At 66.4% G+C, this 15,328-nt stretch carries 12 protein-coding genes; 4 read left to right on the top strand and 8 right to left on the bottom strand.

Translation table 11 applies throughout. The annotated features are described in order from the left end of the window. The first annotated feature begins 1 nt into the window (after position 1). Complete coding sequence (locus EV663_RS04450; RefSeq protein ID WP_132950585.1) at positions 2-1,276, top strand: MFS transporter; 1,275 nt, start codon at positions 2-4, stop codon at positions 1,274-1,276. 15 nt (positions 1,277-1,291) lie between these two features. Here EV663_RS04450 and EV663_RS04455 read toward each other — a convergent pair whose 3' ends face one another. From EV663_RS04455 to EV663_RS04465, 3 genes are all read right to left on the bottom strand, one after another. After that, positions 1,292-2,626 carry a TRAP transporter large permease gene (locus tag EV663_RS04455; RefSeq protein ID WP_132950586.1) on the bottom strand — a complete coding sequence of 445 codons (1,335 nt, stop codon included), beginning with the start codon at positions 2,624-2,626 and terminating at the stop codon, positions 1,292-1,294. Beyond that, positions 2,619-3,110: a TRAP transporter small permease gene (locus EV663_RS04460; protein ID WP_132460325.1), complete on the bottom strand. Its 492-nt coding sequence runs from the start codon at positions 3,108-3,110 to the stop codon at positions 2,619-2,621. Before EV663_RS04460 ends, EV663_RS04455 begins: the two co-directional genes overlap by 8 nt. A 71-nt stretch (positions 3,111-3,181) precedes the next feature. Beyond that, positions 3,182-4,186 carry a DctP family TRAP transporter solute-binding subunit gene (locus EV663_RS04465; protein WP_132950587.1) on the bottom strand — a complete coding sequence of 335 codons (1,005 nt, stop codon included), beginning with the start codon at positions 4,184-4,186 and terminating at the stop codon, positions 3,182-3,184. A gap of 272 nt (positions 4,187-4,458) precedes the next feature. Here EV663_RS04465 and EV663_RS04470 point away from each other — a divergent pair, with 272 nt between their 5' ends. Together EV663_RS04470 and EV663_RS04475 are read left to right on the top strand one after the other, a co-directional pair. Then, positions 4,459-5,850 (top strand): phosphohexomutase domain-containing protein, encoded by a 1,392-nt coding sequence (locus EV663_RS04470; protein WP_341799030.1) that lies wholly within the window; start codon positions 4,459-4,461, stop codon positions 5,848-5,850. Between the two features lie 44 nt (positions 5,851-5,894). After that, positions 5,895-7,343, top strand: a complete 1,449-nt coding sequence (locus tag EV663_RS04475; protein WP_132950588.1) for a mannose-1-phosphate guanylyltransferase/mannose-6-phosphate isomerase — start codon at positions 5,895-5,897, stop codon at positions 7,341-7,343. A gap of 71 nt (positions 7,344-7,414) precedes the next feature. Here EV663_RS04475 and EV663_RS04480 read toward each other — a convergent pair whose 3' ends face one another. From EV663_RS04480 to EV663_RS04500, 5 genes are all read right to left on the bottom strand, one after another. Next, entirely contained in the window at positions 7,415-8,317 is a 903-nt protein-coding gene (locus EV663_RS04480) for an HAD-IIA family hydrolase (RefSeq protein ID WP_132950589.1), read from the bottom strand. A 170-nt stretch (positions 8,318-8,487) separates the two neighbouring features. Continuing rightward, positions 8,488-10,788: a Tex family protein gene (locus tag EV663_RS04485; RefSeq protein WP_243697865.1), complete on the bottom strand. Its 2,301-nt coding sequence runs from the start codon at positions 10,786-10,788 to the stop codon at positions 8,488-8,490. Positions 10,789-10,863: 75 nt separating this feature from the next. Further along, positions 10,864-11,718 (bottom strand): universal stress protein, encoded by an 855-nt coding sequence (locus EV663_RS04490; RefSeq protein ID WP_132950591.1) that lies wholly within the window; start codon positions 11,716-11,718, stop codon positions 10,864-10,866. A gap of 10 nt (positions 11,719-11,728) precedes the next feature. Beyond that, on the bottom strand, positions 11,729-13,213 hold the full coding sequence (locus EV663_RS04495) for a SulP family inorganic anion transporter (RefSeq protein ID WP_132950592.1): 1,485 nt from the start codon (positions 13,211-13,213) through the stop codon (positions 11,729-11,731). Between the two features lie 165 nt (positions 13,214-13,378). Further along, complete coding sequence (locus EV663_RS04500) at positions 13,379-13,975, bottom strand: TetR/AcrR family transcriptional regulator (protein ID WP_165910125.1); 597 nt, start codon at positions 13,973-13,975, stop codon at positions 13,379-13,381. Positions 13,976-14,170: 195 nt separating this feature from the next. Between EV663_RS04500 and EV663_RS04505 the strand changes: the two genes are divergently transcribed. After that, a complete protein-coding gene (locus EV663_RS04505) occupies positions 14,171-15,313 on the top strand; it encodes an efflux RND transporter periplasmic adaptor subunit (protein ID WP_132950594.1) in 1,143 nt (380 codons plus the stop codon). The last annotated feature ends 15 nt before the right edge of the window (positions 15,314-15,328 follow it).

Genomic DNA, 15,328 nt, shown 5'->3' on the forward strand with positions numbered 1-15,328 from the left:
GATGCCGGGCCAAGGGCGGTCTAAGCCTTTGGCACCACCGCATCGGGATCACCCCATGAAAGAACCGCATAACCGACTTCCGATCATCTTTATCCTCGTTACCCTGGTGCTGGATGCGATCGGTATCGGGCTGATCTTGCCGGTCATGCCGGACCTGATCCACGATATCGAGGGCGTGGATGTCTCTCGGGCCGCGGCCTGGGGCGGCATCTTGATGACTTGTTTCGCGGTGATGCAATTCCTGTGCGGGCCGTTGCTGGGGAACCTGTCCGACCGTTATGGGCGGCGCCCGGTGTTGTTGCTGTCGCTGGCCACCATGGCGCTGGATTACGTCGTGATGGCGCTGGCGGGGTCGATCTGGCTGCTATTGGCGGCTCGGATCGTGGGTGGAGTGACCGCCTCGACCCAAGCCACGGCCAGCGCGTTCATCGCAGATATCTCGCGCCCCGAAGACAAGGCCGCGCGCTTTGGGATGGTTGGCGCGTCCTTTGGGATCGGCTTTGTGATCGGGCCGCTGATCGGCGGGTTCCTGGGGGAACTGGGCCCGCGCGCGCCGTTCTGGGCCGCCGCGGCGCTGGCCATGGCGAACCTCGTCCTTGGATATTTCGTGCTGCCCGAAACCGTGACCGACCGTATCCGCCGCCCCTTCGAGTGGCGCCGCGCCAATCCGTTGGGGGCGTTTCGGTCGATGGGGCGTTTGCCCGGCGTTCGCCCCTTGATGTTGCTGTTCTTCCTATATGAGTTCGCGATGTTCATCTATCCCGCGATCTGGGCCTATTTCACGCAATACCGGTTTGGCTGGTCCGCTGGCACGATCGGCGTCTCGCTGGCGCTGTTCGGGATCGGGGTCGCGGTGGTGCAAGGCGGGCTGATCCGGGTCTATCTGCGGGTTCTGGGCGAGCGCAACATGGTGTGGTTCGGGCTGACCTATAATTTTGTGGCCTTCCTCGTTATCGGTTTCGTTGGTAACTCGCTGGCGGTGCTTTTGATGACGCCGTTGATCGCGCTGGGCGCGGTGGTTACGCCGGGTCTGCTTGGCATCATGTCAAAGGCCGCGGGCGACGATCGGCAGGGCGAATTGCAGGGCGCGGTCAGTTCGCTGCGCTCGGTCGCGATGATCCTCTCTCCGCTGGTCATGACGCAGATCTTTGCCCTGTTTACCGGCGAGAGCGCGGGGGTCGTTCTGCCCGGTGCGCCCTTCGTGCTGGCGGCGATAACGATGCTGGTCTGCGCGACGGTGTTCGTCGCCCCGCGCGCGCGCGCCGCACAGACCTGAGCCGACACAGGCGCCCTAACGCAGAAGGTCCGTCAGCAAAAGCGACAGCGCCGGCACGGCGGCGATGACGCCAAGGCCCAGCACGCTTGCCACCAGGAACGGGAACGCGCCGCGCGCGATGCGCTCGATCGACAGGCGTGTGACGTTGGCCGCCACGTAAAGGTTGATGCCCACCGGCGGCGTGAACAGCCCGATGGCGAGGTTGACCATCACCACCACGCCGAACCACACCGGGTCCCAGCCCATTTCGCGCATCACCGGCAGGAAGATCGGCAGCGAGATGAACATCACCGTGATCGCGTCCATGAACATGCCCGCGACCAGCAGCACCAGCATGATGACCAGCAGGATCACCCACTGGTTTTCGCTGAGGCCCAGAAGCGCCTGGGAATAGGTGCCGACCAGGTCCTCGACCGTGACCACCCAGCCGAACAGGCCGGCATAGGCCACCACCAGCATCACCACCGCCGACGACGCGGCCGCATCGGCCAGCGCCTCGTAAAGGCCGCGCAGCGTCAGCGTGCGATAGGCCAGCGCCCCCACCCCCAGCGCATAGACGGTGGCGACCAGTGCCGCCTCGGTGGGCGTGAAGATGCCGGAATAGATCCCGCCGAGGATCACCATCGGCGTGAGCAGGCCCCAGAACGCCTCGCGGAAGGCCAGCCAGAGGCGGCGGCCATAGGGCAGCCCGGCATGAGGCGCGGGGCTGAGCGCGTCGAGCCCGGCCCGGCCATGCTCGGCCCCGCCGCGCCGCGCGAAGGGCAACGTGGCCAGCATGGTCAGCCCCATGAACAGGCCCGGCAGGATCGCCGCGATGAACAGCTGCGAGATCGAGGTTTCGGCGATCACGCCATAGATCACTAGACCGATGGAGGGCGGGATGACGATGGACAGCGCCGCACCCGTGCAGACCAGCCCCGCGGCATAGGCGCGGTCATAGCCGTCCTCCTCCATGCCCTTGACGATCATCGGGCCGATGGCCGCGACCGAGGCCGGGCCCGACCCGCTGACCGCGCCCCAGAACAGGCAGACCACCGTGCCGACAACCCCCATGCCGCCCGGCAGCGTCCCGATCAGAACGCGGAAGAACCGGATCATCCGTTCCGCGATGCCCAGCGTGCCCATCAGCGTGCCAGCGAGGATGAAGAACGGGATGGCCAGCAGCGAGAACCTGGTGACGCCCGCGGAAATCAGGTCACCGGCCAGATCGAGGCCAAAGCCGATCTGCCACATCGCATAGATCGCAGACAGGCCCAGCGAGAACGCCACCGGCACCCGGCAGGCCAGCAGGAGGAAGAACAGGATCACCATCTCGGTGCCCGCGCCAAGGCCGGGGATCAGGTCAGACATGGGGCAAATCGCCGGACGGGCCGCCGGGGGTGCGCAAGGTGACCCAGGCGTGTTGCAGGTAGCGGACCAGGATCAGCGCAAAGCCGAAGGGCACCGCCGCCTGATAATACCACGCCGGCAGCCCCAGCGCGTAGGACCGGATGCCGCTGGACAGCTGGTTGGTCAGCGTGACCCAGGAAAACCAAGCCGACAGCGCCAGAAGCAGCACCGACAGCGCCGTGGCCAGCACGAAAAGCGGCGTGCGCAGGGGGCGCGGCAACAGGTCGTGGACCAGCGTCACCGCCAGATGTTCGCCCCGGCGCGCGGCGATGGCGGCGCCGAAGACGGTCAGCAGCAGGAACCCGTTGGTCAAGAGTTCCTCGGTGGCGGCCAGCGAATAGTTGGTGCCATAGCGCACCACCACGTTGGCGAACCCGATCGCCGTCATGCCCAGGAACAGCACGGCGCAGACGATCTTTTCCGCCTCGTCCAGAAGGAAACGCATGGGAAGAGCCTCGCTGTGGCGCGCAGGAAACAGGCCCGCGCGGGATGCGCGGGCCTGTTCGATGGCGGGCGTTACTGCGCCGCGGCGATGGCGGACTGGAACGCCGCCACGATCTCGGGGCCGACCTTGGCCGCCCATTCGTCGAAGGCGGGCTTGGTCGCTTCGCGGAAGGCCTGAAGTTCCTCGGGGGTGGGTTCGTAGACCTCCATCCCCTTCTCGGTCAGGAAGGCGATGCCGTTCGCGGTGCCCTCGCGCGTGATCTGGCGCTGGTAGGCCATGGCCTCTTGGGCGGCGGTGCGCAGTTTTTCCCGCGTTTCCGCGTCATAGCTGTCCCACTTGGCCTTGGAGATGCCGAGGAAGATCGGGTCGTAGGAATAGTGCCAGGTCGTGATGTATTTCTGCATCTCGTAGACCTGCTGCGGGATGATGACCGCGCCGATCGGGTTTTCCTGCCCGTCGACCACGCCCTGTTGCAGCGCGGTCAGGGTTTCCGACCATTGCATCTGCTGCGGGTTGGCGCCCAGCGCGTTCATCACGTCGATATACATCGGCCCCGCGACGCGCATGTTCAGGCCCTTCATGTCCTCGGGCGAGGTGATCGGGCGGACGTTGTTGGTGACCTCGCGAAAGCCGTTCTCGCCCCAGGCCAAGACGACGATGCCCTTGTCCAGAAGGATATCGGCCATCATCTGGCCGGGTTCGCCCTGGGTGGTCGCGTCGACCTGGTCATAGGACGCATAGAGATAGGGCAGTGAGAACACCGCCATTTCGGGCACCAGCGGCGTGACGTTGATCGCCGAGGTCAGCACCAGATCCAGCGCGCCGCGGCCGATCATCTCGGCCTGTTTCATCTGGTCGCCGCCCGCAAGCTGGGCATTGGGGAACACGCGCACATCGATTTCGCCGCCGGTTGCCTCGGCGATAAGCTCGTTGAACTTTTCGGCGCCCTGGTGCCACGTCGTCGTGTCGCCCACATTATGCGACAGGCGCAGCGTCTCGGCCGAGGCCGCCCCGACCATCATCGCGCCCGCGACCATCGCGGCAAGGGCGGCTCGGCCCAGCTTTTCAACTTTCATCGGTTTCCTCCGGTGTTTCGCGTGCCCGTTCGGGGCTGTTATTGGGCCGTTCCCGGCCGGCCCGCGCCCATCATCAAAACCAGAACCGCACGCCGTCGACAAGGCGCGATGCGCGGCTGCGACGCAGAGACCGGGCATGAAAGGGAGCCATCTGCCGCGTGTGGACAGGTTATTGTCGCCGCAGGGTTGCAAGGGCAATCTGGTTTGGCACAGGCTCGGGCGGTCATATTGCAATGGAATGCCCCGTCTTGAACAGGCTTGAGGTTTTTTCGATGTCCGTCCTTTCTGCGATGTCTCCCCGGTTTGGCACCAGCGGTTTGCGCGGCCTTGTCAGCGCATTAACCGAGGATCTCGTTGCTGATCATGTCCGGGCCTTCCTGGGCTGTTGCGAGACCGGGGGGCGGGTTTTCGTGGGGTATGACCTGCGCCCGTCCTCTCCGGCGCTGGCCGAGGTGGTGGCGCGCACGGTCCGGGCGGCGGGGCAGGGCGTGGTGATGGCGGGGGCTGTTCCCACGCCGGCACTGGTTGACGCGGCGCGAGGGGCGGGGGCGGTGATGGTCACCGGCAGCCATATCCCCGCCGATCGCAACGGCCTGAAATTCTATACGCTCGGGGGCGAGATCACCAAGGCCGACGAGGCCGCGATCGTGGCCGGGCTGGGCCGGCGCCTGGCCGCGGCGGCGCCGGGGGGGATCAGCGAGGATCGACAGGCCGGTGCGCGGTTTGTCAAACGATTCATCGCGGCCTGTCCTCCCGGGGCGCTGGCGCGGCGCAGGCTGGGCGTCTTTTCCCATAGCAGCGTTGCGCGCGACCTGCTGGTGCGGATGCTGGCGGCGCTGGGCGCCGAGGTGGTGGAACTGGGCCGCGCCGACAGCTTTGTCGCGCTGGATACCGAGGCGGTTGATGCCGATATGCGGGCCCGACTGCGGGGCTGGGCGCGCGGGCTGGGGCTGGATGCGATCGTGTCGGCCGATGGCGATGGCGACCGCCCGCTGGTCACCGATGAAACCGGCGCGGTCATCCCCGGCGACCTGCTTGGCCAGATCACGGCACAGATGCTGGGCGCCGAGACCGTGGTCACCCCGGTGTCGTCGAATTCGGGGCTGGAGCAAAAGGGCCTTGGCCGGGTCATTCGCACCCGCATCGGGTCGCCTTACGTGATCGCGGCGATGCAGGCGCAGGGCGGGCGCGTGATCGGTTTCGAGGCCAATGGCGGTGTCTTGCTGGGCTTTGATGCCCGCCTGCCGGCGGGGGTGATCCCGGCCCTGCCGACACGCGACAGCTTCCTGCCCATCCTGTGCGTTCTGCTGGCCGCGGGCGAGGACCCGCTCTCGGTGCGGGTGGCGCGCGAACCGGCCCGCTTTACCGCCGCTGACCGGCTTCAGGATGCGAGGCCGGAGGCGATGGCGCGTTATACCGGGGCGCTGGCCCGCGATGGCGCCGCGCGGGCTGGGGTGCTGGCGCGGCTGGGGCTGGCCGAGGCGGAACTGGATCTGACCGACGGGGTGCGGATGCTGTGCAGCGATGGGCGGATCGTGCATGTGCGCCCCTCGGGCAATGCGCCGGAATTACGCCTTTACGTCGAGACCGAGAGTGCAGAGGCCAGCGCCGGGCTGTTGGCGCGCGGGCTCGATCTGTTGCGGTGCGAGATGGACAAGGCATGACACGGGCCGGATGCAATCCCGGCATCGATGGCAAGGAGCCCGCGATGACCCAGATGACCCACCAGATTACGCCGATCATCCTGTGCGGCGGCTCGGGCACGCGGCTCTGGCCACTGTCGCGCAAGGCCTATCCCAAACAGTTCCAGTCGATCTTTGGGGGGGATACGCTATTTCAGGCGTCGGCGCGTCGGGTCAGCGGCACGGCCGAGGGGATCGCGTTCCGCCCGCCCGTCGCAGTGACCGGCAGCGATTTCCGTTTCATCGTGGCCGAACAGTTGATGGCGCTGGGCATTGATCCCGGTGCGATCCTGATCGAGCCGTCGGGGCGCAGCACCGCGCCCGCGGTCCTTGCCGCCGCCCTGCACGTTGCGGCGGCAGATCCGGGTGCGATCCTCCTGGTGGTGCCTTCCGATCACGTGATGGGGCAGACAGAGGCCTTTCACGCCGCGGTCGCGGCGGGAGCCGAGGCCGCGATGCGGGGCGATCTGGTCACCTTCGGGGTGGTGCCCGACCGGGCCGAGACCGGCTATGGCTACCTGCGACTGCCCCGCGCGCCGGGTGAGGCGGTCGAGGCAATGCGGCTTGAGGCTTTTGTCGAGAAACCCGCCGAGGCCGACGCCGAGCGCATGATCGCCGATGGCCGTCACCTTTGGAACGCGGGTATCTTCCTGTTCCGGGCGCGCGATCTTTTGGTGGCCTATGCGCGCCATGCGCCCGATCTGACGGCGCCGGTCGGCGCGGCGGTCGAGGGCGCGGTGCCCGATCTCGGTTTTCTGCGCCTGGCGCCCGGTCCCTGGGAGGGATGCGCGGAAATCTCGATCGATTACGCGGTGATGGAGCGGGCGGAAAACCTGTCGGTTGTGCCGCTGCGCGGGGGCTGGTCCGACCTTGGCAGCTGGGAGGCTGTTCTGAATGACAGCGCCCGCGATGCGCGCGGGGTTGCGACGCATGGCGCGGCGACGGCCATCGATTGCGATGACAGCCTGCTGCGATCTGAAACGGGGGCGGTGCATCTTGTGGGGCTTGGGCTTCGGAACGTGATCGCGGTTGCGACCGAGGATGCGGTGGTCGTGGTTGACCGGGCCCGGTCGCAAGAGGTGCGCACGATTGTCGAGCATCTGAAATCCGAGGGCCTGCGCCAAGCCACCGCGTTCCGTCGCGATCACCGGCCCTGGGGGCATTTCGAGACGCTGGCACTGTCGGAGCGGTTCCAGGTCAAGCGGATCGTGGTCAAGCCCGGTGCGGCGCTGTCGTTGCAAAGCCATGTTCACCGTGCCGAACACTGGGTGGTGGTGTCGGGGACGGCACGGGTCACGGTTGACCGAGAGGTTCGACTTTTGACCGAGAATGAATCGGTCTACATCCCGCTTGGCACGGTTCACCGCCTTGAAAACCCCGGCAAGGTGCCGATCGTCCTGATCGAGGTGCAGACCGGCGCCTATCTCGGTGAGGACGATATCGTGCGCTACGAGGACAGCTATGCCCGGGGATAGGGGGGCGCGACGCGGTTCGCGGAATCAATCCGGGCCCTGGCGAGGCTGACCGTCGGCCACGCCCGTCATCTTCATGGTCGCCGCAGGATGAAATCTGGAACGATCCCCGAGGCCGAGATCGCGGCATCCGCATCCGCGCCGGCGAAAAAGCCATACTCGCACACCAGCGCCGAGGCGATGCCGGCGGTCCGGGCGCCCAGGATGTCGGTATGCAGGCTGTCGCCCACCATCAAGATACGTTCGCGCTGCACCCCGTCGCCAAGGGCTGCAAGGGCCATGTCGAAGATATTGCCGAAGGGCTTGCCAAAGAACCTTGGCGCGATTCCCAGGGTTTCGGCAAGACGGTGGGCGAAATGGCCGGGTTCCAGCGAAAAGCCCTGTTCGCGCGGCGCCACGATATCGGGGTTGCCCACCCAGACCTCGCGCGGTTCGGCGCGCAGCGCATCCTCAAGCAACGCCTGCCTCTGCTCGGTCCATGCTCCGGCCCCCAACAGCATGAAACCCTCGGCCCGCTGGTAGGCGGCGGGGTCATCGGCGAGGAAGCTCAACCCGATCCCATCGAGGTCTGAGCGACCCAGACCGGGCGTGGCCATCACCCCCCAATGGCGCCGTTCCTCACCGCGCAGGGCCGAAAGCAGGGTCTTGCGGCTCGTGATGACATCGCGAGGGGCAAAGTCATAGCCAAGGCGCGCGTATTTCTGCATGAGCATGTGGTGCGGATAGCCCGCCGCGTTCGAGACCACCATTACCCGTTTGCCCGCGGCTTGCAGGGCCGTGACGCGCTCGGGGGCGTTCGGAATGGCTGTCTCACCGATATTCAGGACGCCAAAGGCGTCCAGCAGGAAAACGTCGAACAGATCGGCGAGATCGACCAGCGTGTCGGCTCGGCGAGGGATGGGGGCAGGACCGGGCACCGGGAGCCTGTCACGCGCATCCTGGTAGGCCGCGAAGGCCTGTTCGAAGGTCGTCGTCATTATCGTGTTGCCCTTTTTCTTGACCGTGCCCGCGGTCCCGTCCCGTCCATGCGGGGCGCCGTCCCCGCGGCAGGGGCGGCCTGTTTTGGTGCCTGTCTCGTCTCGTTTCGTGACATCACCATGACATCCCGATCCTGCCGGGGCAGGGAATGACGGCCGCCTGCCGCGGGTCAATCTTTTCGCGTCATCGCGGCCCTGAGTGCCGCGCCAAGCGCCCCGTTGTCACCCTTTTGGGTACGCGCGCCCTTGTCCTGGGCAGGTTTGCCCGATCGCCTGGCCGGGCCGGTGCCCGGTTTTGCGGGGGTGTCCGGCCGACGCATCGACAAGCCGATACGTTTGCGCGCGATATCGATTTCGACTACCCGCACCTTGACCACGTCACCGGCCTTGACCACGGAATGCGGGTCTTTCACGAACCGGTCGGCAAGCTGGCTGACATGAACCAGCCCGTCCTGATGCACGCCGATATCGACGAAGGCGCCAAAGGCAGCGACATTTGTCACCGTGCCCTCAAGCATCATGCCGGGTTTCAGATCCTTGATGTCCTCCACCCCCTCGGCAAAGGCCGCGGTCTTGAAGCTGGGGCGCGGGTCGCGGCCGGGTTTTTCCAGCTCCGCCAGGATGTCGCGCACCGTGGGCAGGCCGAATGTGTCGTCGACGAAATCCTCGGCGCGCAGCGCCTTCAACGCGGCCCCATCGCCCATGATCTGGCGCAGGTCGCGTCCGCAGGCGGAGACGATCCGGCGGGCCAGGCCGTAGGCCTCGGGGTGGACGGCCGAGGCGTCCAGCGGTTCGGCCCCGTCGCGGATGCGCAAAAAACCCGCCGCCTGTTCGAACGCCTTGGGGCCCAGCCCGGCCACCTTGAGCAGCGCCTTGCGCGAGACAAAGGGGCCGTTGGCGTCGCGATGGGCGACGATGGCCTCGGCCAGGCGCGGGCCCAGCCCCGCCACATGGGACAAAAGAGGCGCCGAGGCGGTGTTCAGATCCACCCCTACCGCGTTCACCGCGTCCTCGACCACCGCCTCCAGCGCCTGTGCCAGGCGACGCTGGTCGACATCGTGCTGATACTGGCCGACGCCGATGGATTTCGGCTCGATCTTGACCAGTTCGGCCAGCGGATCCTGCAGCCGCCGTGCAATCGACACCGCGCCCCGCAGTGAAACATCGAGATCGGGGAATTCGCGCGCGGCCAGTTCCGAGGCCGAATAGACAGAGGCCCCGGCCTCTGACACGACGACCTTGGTGGGTTTGGGCACATCTGCGGGCAACAGGCGCAGGATGTCGCCCACCATCCGCTCGGTCTCGCGGCTGGCGGTACCGTTGCCGATGGCGATCAACCCAACTCCGTGGCGGCGGATCATCTCGATCAGCTTGGCCTCGCTGCCCTGAAGGTCGTTGCGGGGCTGAAAGGGATAGAGCGTGGAGGTCTCGACCAGCTTGCCGGTCGCATCTACAACCGCCGCCTTGACACCAGTGCGGATGCCTGGGTCCAGCCCCAGTGTGGGCCGCGCGCCCGCCGGTGCGGCCAGCAACAGGTCGCGCAGGTTTCGGGCAAAGACGCCGATCGCCTCGTCATGGGCGCGACGGCGCAATTCACCCAAAAGGTCCATGTACATCGCAAGGCTGAGCTTGACCCGCCATGTCCAGCCGGCGGCCTCGCGCAGCCAGTCGTCGCCGGGACCCTCGCCCGCGATGCCGATCGCGGCAGCGATCATGCCGGTCGCGCGGGTGGCGCCGGTTTCGGGATCGGGGGCGATCTCGATCGTGACGATTTCCTCTTTCGAAGCGCGCAGGATCGCCAGTGCCCGGTGGGCGGGGATCGTGGCCCATTTCTCGCGGTGGTCGAAATAGTCGGAAAACTTGGCGCCCGGCTCTTCTTTGCCGGGCAGGACACGGGCCGCGATGAACGCCTCGGCGCGCATGAAATCGCGCAACCGGCCCAGAAGCGTGGCATTTTCGGATAATTCTTCGGCCAGGATATCACGCGCACCGGCCAGTGCGGCCTTTGTGTCGGCGACAGCCTCGGACAAGTAGCCCGCCGCCAGCGTTTCGGGATTTGCGTTCCGGTCCGAAAGGATTGCCCGCAACAGGGGTTCCAGCCCGTTTTCGCGGGCAATCATCGCCTTGGTCCGGCGCTTGGGCTTGAACGGCAGGTAGATGTCTTCGAGCGTTGCCTTGGTTTCGGCGCCGGCTATGGCGCGGGCCAGGTCGTCGGTCAGCTTGCCCTGTTCCTTGATGGATTTCAGGATCGTGTCGCGCCGTGCCTCCATCTCGCGCAGATAGGCGAGCCGGTCTGACAGAAGGCGCAGTTGCGTGTCGTCCAGCCCGCCCGTCACCTCCTTGCGGTAGCGGGCGACGAAGGGAACTGTCGCGCCCTCGTCCAGCAGCCGCGCCGCCGCTGCGACCTGGGCGGGGGTGGCGTTGATTTCGGCGGCGATAATGCGGGCGATGCGGGTTTCGGCGGTGCTCAAGGCGGGGCTCCTGCGTCGGTTCGGGCCGTCTTGATAACTGGCCTCGGACCGCCCGCCAAGCATCCGCGCGCGGCCTCAGCGCATCAGCACGACAGGCACCTTGCAGGTGCGGATCATCTCGGTCGTGGTCGAGCCGATGACCATGGTGCGGATGCGCGAATGGCCATAGGCGCCCATCACCAGAAGGTCGATGCCGCCGCCCTTGATCAGATCGCCCAGTGCCTTGTCGGGGCTGCCCTTGAGAACCCTTGCCTCGGCCTCGTGCCCTCCGGCCTTGAGCGTTGCGCGGGCATTGTCCAGCGCCTTGCGCAATTCGGCGTTTTCCTGCCCGACCGAGGCAACCACCACCTCCAGCCCGGAAAACAGCGGGTCGCGGGCGACGTAATCCACTGCCTTCATCGAGGACACGCCGCCGTCATAGGCGATCAGAACCCGCCGGATCGGGGCAAAGGCGCGGTTGGCGACGAAGACCGGCTTGTGGCTGGCGCGCACGATCCGCTCGAAATTGGATCCAAGATGCGGACTTTCCAGGCCCGCCGCCTCGCCCCGCTTGCCGATCAGGATCATGTCGGCGACGGCCTCCTTGGCCTCGACCGTGGCAACGATGTCGTCGTGGCGCAGCCGGGTGATGACATCGCTCACGCCCTCTGCCTCGATCAGGGTCTTTGCATCCTCAAGGATCGCGCGGCCCTGGGCCTGGGCCAGCTTGGCGTGCTGTTCGTCAAGGTCGCTGAGCTGTTCCATCAGCTTGGTGCGCGCGCCCAGCCGGATAGAGCCCGACAGGTCGCGTCTGCCTTGTGCCCGGCGCGGGTCGAGGACGTGGTAGAGCTTGACCTGCGCGCCGGTGCGCCCGGCGATCCAGGCGGCATGGCGACAGACGCTTTCGGAATAGGCCGAGCCGTCGACCAGCGCCATCAGTATTCCAGACATCTCCACCCCCTCAATGTCCCATCAGGTCATCCATCGCGCCGGGCTTGTCATGCATGGCAAGCTTGTCGACGATGGTTTCAGACGCCTGGTTCATGCCCGTTATCTCGACGGTGGCGCCCTCGCGGCGGAACTTGAGCACGGCCATGTCCAGCGCCGCAACGGACGAAACGTCCCAGATATGGGCACGGCTGACATCGATGGTGACGCGCTCAAGCGCCTCCTTGAAGTCGAAGGATTTCATGAAATCCTCGGTTGAGGCAAAGAACAACTGGCCTTCCACAACGTAGGTGCGTTCGCGCCCGTCGGACGAGATTTCCGAGGTTACACGGAACAGCTGTGCAATCTTGGCAGAGAAGAAGATACCCGACAGCAGCACCCCCACCAGCACCCCGATGGCCAGGTTGTGGGTGTAGACCACGAAGAACACCGTCGCCAGCATCACGATCGAGGACGAGCGGGGATGTTCGCGCAGGTTGCGGATCGACGACCAGGAGAAGGTGCCGATCGAGACCATGATCATGATCGCCACCAGCGCGGGCATCGGGATCTGGCCCACCAGATCGCCCAGCACCACGATCAGGAACAACAGCATCGCGCCGGCGGTAAAGGTCGACAGCCGCCCGCGCCCGCCGGATTTGACGTTTATGATGGATTGTCCGATCATCGCACAGCCTGCCATGCCCCCGATGAAGCCGGTGCAGGTATTCGCGATCCCCTGGCCGATGCATTCCTGGTTGCGGTCGCTGGGCGTGTCGGTCAGGTCGTCGATGATGGTCTGGGTCATCAGGCTTTCCAAGAGACCGACAGCGGCGACCCCGATGGAATAAGGCAGGATGATCTGCAAGGTTTCGAGGTTCAGAGGGATGTCGGGGATCAGGAACACCGGCAGCGTATCGGGCAGCGCCCCCATGTCGCTGACCGTGCGCACATCCAGTCCCAGCACCATCGTGACCGCGGTCAGCACGACGATGGTGACCAGCGGCGAGGGGATCGCGGTCGTCATCATCGGGAACAGGTAGATGATCGCCAGCCCCGCCGCGACCATCGCATAGGTTACCCATGTCACGCCGGTCAGTTCGGGTACCTGCGCCAGGAAGATCAGGATCGCCAGCGCGTTGACAAAGCCGGTGATGACCGATCGCGACACGAAGCGCATCAGGTGGCCCAGCCGCGCCAACCCCGCGCCGATCTGGATCAGCCCCGCCAGCACCGTTGCCGCCAGCAGGTATTGAAGCCCGTGTTCCTTGACCAGCGTCACCATCAAGACCGCGGTCGCCGCGGTGGCCGCAGAGATCATGCCGGGCCGCCCGCCGGTGATCGCCACGATCACCGCTATGGAAAACGAGGCGTAAAGCCCCACCTTGGGGTCCACGCCCGCGATGATCGAGAAGGCGATGGCCTCGGGGATCAGCGCCAGCGCCACGACAAGGCCCGCAAGGATGTCGCCGCGGATATTGCCCGTCCACTGGTCGCGATAGGCGTAGAGTGCTTTCATGGTCTCCCCGATCGTCAGGGACCGCAGATGCCGTCCGGCGTGCGGCGTGGGTTTGTATCGCTGGGCAGGCGCGCTAGCCCTAGACCGGACGGCGCTGATCCGGCTAAAATTCGCCGCCTAGTTAAAGGAAATCACGCCCCGAGGAAACCGGCAATTCCGCCCCGGTCAGAGCGCGCCGGCACCCCGCAGGAAAACTGCGATCGCGCGGGCGACATGTGCAGAGCGGGCGGCAGCGTCGGCAGCGGGCGCGTCCGTCGCAAGAAATGCTTCGAGCGGGCAGGTCAGCGCCATGCCGTGCAACAGCGCGGCGGCGGCCTGTGTATCGGTCAGCCCGATCTCGCCCCTTGCCACAGCGCGGTCCAGCTCGTCGCGGATCATGCGGCGCACCGCGCGCGGCCCGTCCTCGAGGAACCGCGCGGCGAGTTCGGGATGCTGGGGTGCCTCGGCAACCACGGCGCGCAGCACTTCAAGGGCGGTGGCGCAGGTCTCTGTTTCGGCCTGCGGGTCCAGCAAAAGGTGCAACCGCTCGGCCAGCGGGCGCGCGGTCTGTGCCGGGGTAAGCGGCTGGATCACCGCGCCGCGTAGCCGCGTGACCAGGGCGGCCATCAATGGCTCGCGCCCGAGAAAATGTTCGTAGAGTGTGCGCTTTGACATTCCCGCGCATTGAGCCACACGCTCCATCGTCAGACCTTGCAGGCCGCGCGCCAACAGCACCTGCTCGGCGGCATCCAGAATAAGCGCCTCGCGCTGGGCGGCGGTCATTTGCGGCGGACGGCCTCGGCGGGAAAGTGGACGGCCCATGGCGAAGGGCTACCTCTCAGATGAACGCCTGCGTGCCGACTGCGAGATTAAGCTTGCGCGGCTTGGCGGTATGGAATAGCGAAACGGTATCGTTTCATAAATCTATGTCCTGCGCAAATCCACCCCTTTTATATTGCGCCGACCAGGAGCCCCGCCATGCCCCGTTCCGTTTGGGTCTTCGCTGCCCTCTTGGGCCTTTCACTCGCCCTGCTTGTTCCGCCTGCGCAGGCCCAGCAGGGTGGTGGGCCCGACCGTCCGCCACAGTCCGTGACCGTGGTTACGCTTGACGCGCAGGACGTGACGCTGACCGCCACCTTGCCCGGTCGCGTCGTCGCCTCTGGCGTCGCAGAGGTTCGCCCCCAGGTCGCCGGCATCATCAAGGAACGTCTGTTCGAGGAAGGGGCTGAGGTTGCCCTGGGGGATGCGCTTTACCGGATAGACGCGGCCACCTACGAAGCCGGGGTTGCCGCCGCGCGCGCCGCCGTTGCACAGGCACAGGCCACGCTGAACGCCGCCCGCAAAGAGGCCGATCGGTTACAAACGCTGATGGATCGCAACGTGACCAGCCAGCAGGCGCTGGATGACGCGCTGGCCGCGCGCGAGGCGGCCGCCGCGGGGGTGCAGGTTGCCCAGGCGGGTCTTTTGGCCGCCGAGATCGACCTTGATCGCACAACGGTCAGGGCGCCGCTATCGGGCCGCGTAGGCCGGTCGCTGACCACGCGCGGCGCGCTTGTGACCGCGGGCCAGGCCGAGCCATTGGCGGTGATACGCACGCTGGACCCGGTCTATGTGGACGTGACCATGTCGGCGGCGGAACTGGTAAGTTGGCGGCGCGGGCATATGGACGCCCAGTTGGGCGATGCCGACCGTAGCGTAACGTTGCGCCTGCCTGATCGCGGTGGGTACGACCATACCGGCCTGTTGACCGCAGCCGAACCCCAGGTCGATCCGCTGACCGGGGTGGTGGTACTGCGCATGACCTTTCCCAATCCCGACAAGTTCCTTTTGCCGGGGATGTATGTTCAGGTCGAACTGCCTCAGGGCGTGGCCGAGAACGTGATCCTGGCCCCGCAATCGGCGGTTAGCCGCGACCGGCGCGGGCGGCCCACGGCGATGGTGGTTACGCCCCAGAACACGGTCGAGATGCGCGTGCTGGATGTCATCCGCGATCTCGGTAACGATTGGATCGTGCGTTCCGGCCTGGCCGATGGCGACCGGCTGATCGTCGAGGGGCTGCAAAAAGTCGCCCCCGGCGCCACGGTCGCCCCGCGGGAACGCGGCGCCGAGCCGCAAAACTAACCACCCGGAGCACCC

Source organism: Rhodovulum bhavnagarense (genome assembly GCF_004343505.1).
Classification (GTDB): Bacteria; Pseudomonadota; Alphaproteobacteria; order Rhodobacterales; family Rhodobacteraceae; genus Rhodovulum; species Rhodovulum bhavnagarense.

What these genes read in the sequence shown, in the direction of transcription:
- EV663_RS04450 (WP_132950585.1), top strand. Translation starts at nt 2, where the DNA reads ATGCCGGGCCAAGGGCGGTCTAAGCCTTTGGCACCACCGCATCGGGAT.
- EV663_RS04455 (WP_132950586.1), bottom strand. Translation starts at nt 2,626, where the DNA reads ATGTCTGACCTGATCCCCGGCCTTGGCGCGGGCACCGAGATGGTGATC.
- EV663_RS04460 (WP_132460325.1), bottom strand. Translation starts at nt 3,110, where the DNA reads ATGCGTTTCCTTCTGGACGAGGCGGAAAAGATCGTCTGCGCCGTGCTG.
- EV663_RS04465 (WP_132950587.1), bottom strand. Translation starts at nt 4,186, where the DNA reads ATGAAAGTTGAAAAGCTGGGCCGAGCCGCCCTTGCCGCGATGGTCGCG.
- EV663_RS04470 (WP_341799030.1), top strand. Translation starts at nt 4,459, where the DNA reads ATGTCCGTCCTTTCTGCGATGTCTCCCCGGTTTGGCACCAGCGGTTTG.
- EV663_RS04475 (WP_132950588.1), top strand. Translation starts at nt 5,895, where the DNA reads ATGACCCAGATGACCCACCAGATTACGCCGATCATCCTGTGCGGCGGC.
- EV663_RS04480 (WP_132950589.1), bottom strand. Translation starts at nt 8,317, where the DNA reads ATGACGACGACCTTCGAACAGGCCTTCGCGGCCTACCAGGATGCGCGT.
- EV663_RS04490 (WP_132950591.1), bottom strand. Translation starts at nt 11,718, where the DNA reads ATGTCTGGAATACTGATGGCGCTGGTCGACGGCTCGGCCTATTCCGAA.
- EV663_RS04495 (WP_132950592.1), bottom strand. Translation starts at nt 13,213, where the DNA reads ATGAAAGCACTCTACGCCTATCGCGACCAGTGGACGGGCAATATCCGC.
- EV663_RS04500 (WP_165910125.1), bottom strand. Translation starts at nt 13,975, where the DNA reads ATGACCGCCGCCCAGCGCGAGGCGCTTATTCTGGATGCCGCCGAGCAG.
- EV663_RS04505 (WP_132950594.1), top strand. Translation starts at nt 14,171, where the DNA reads ATGCCCCGTTCCGTTTGGGTCTTCGCTGCCCTCTTGGGCCTTTCACTC.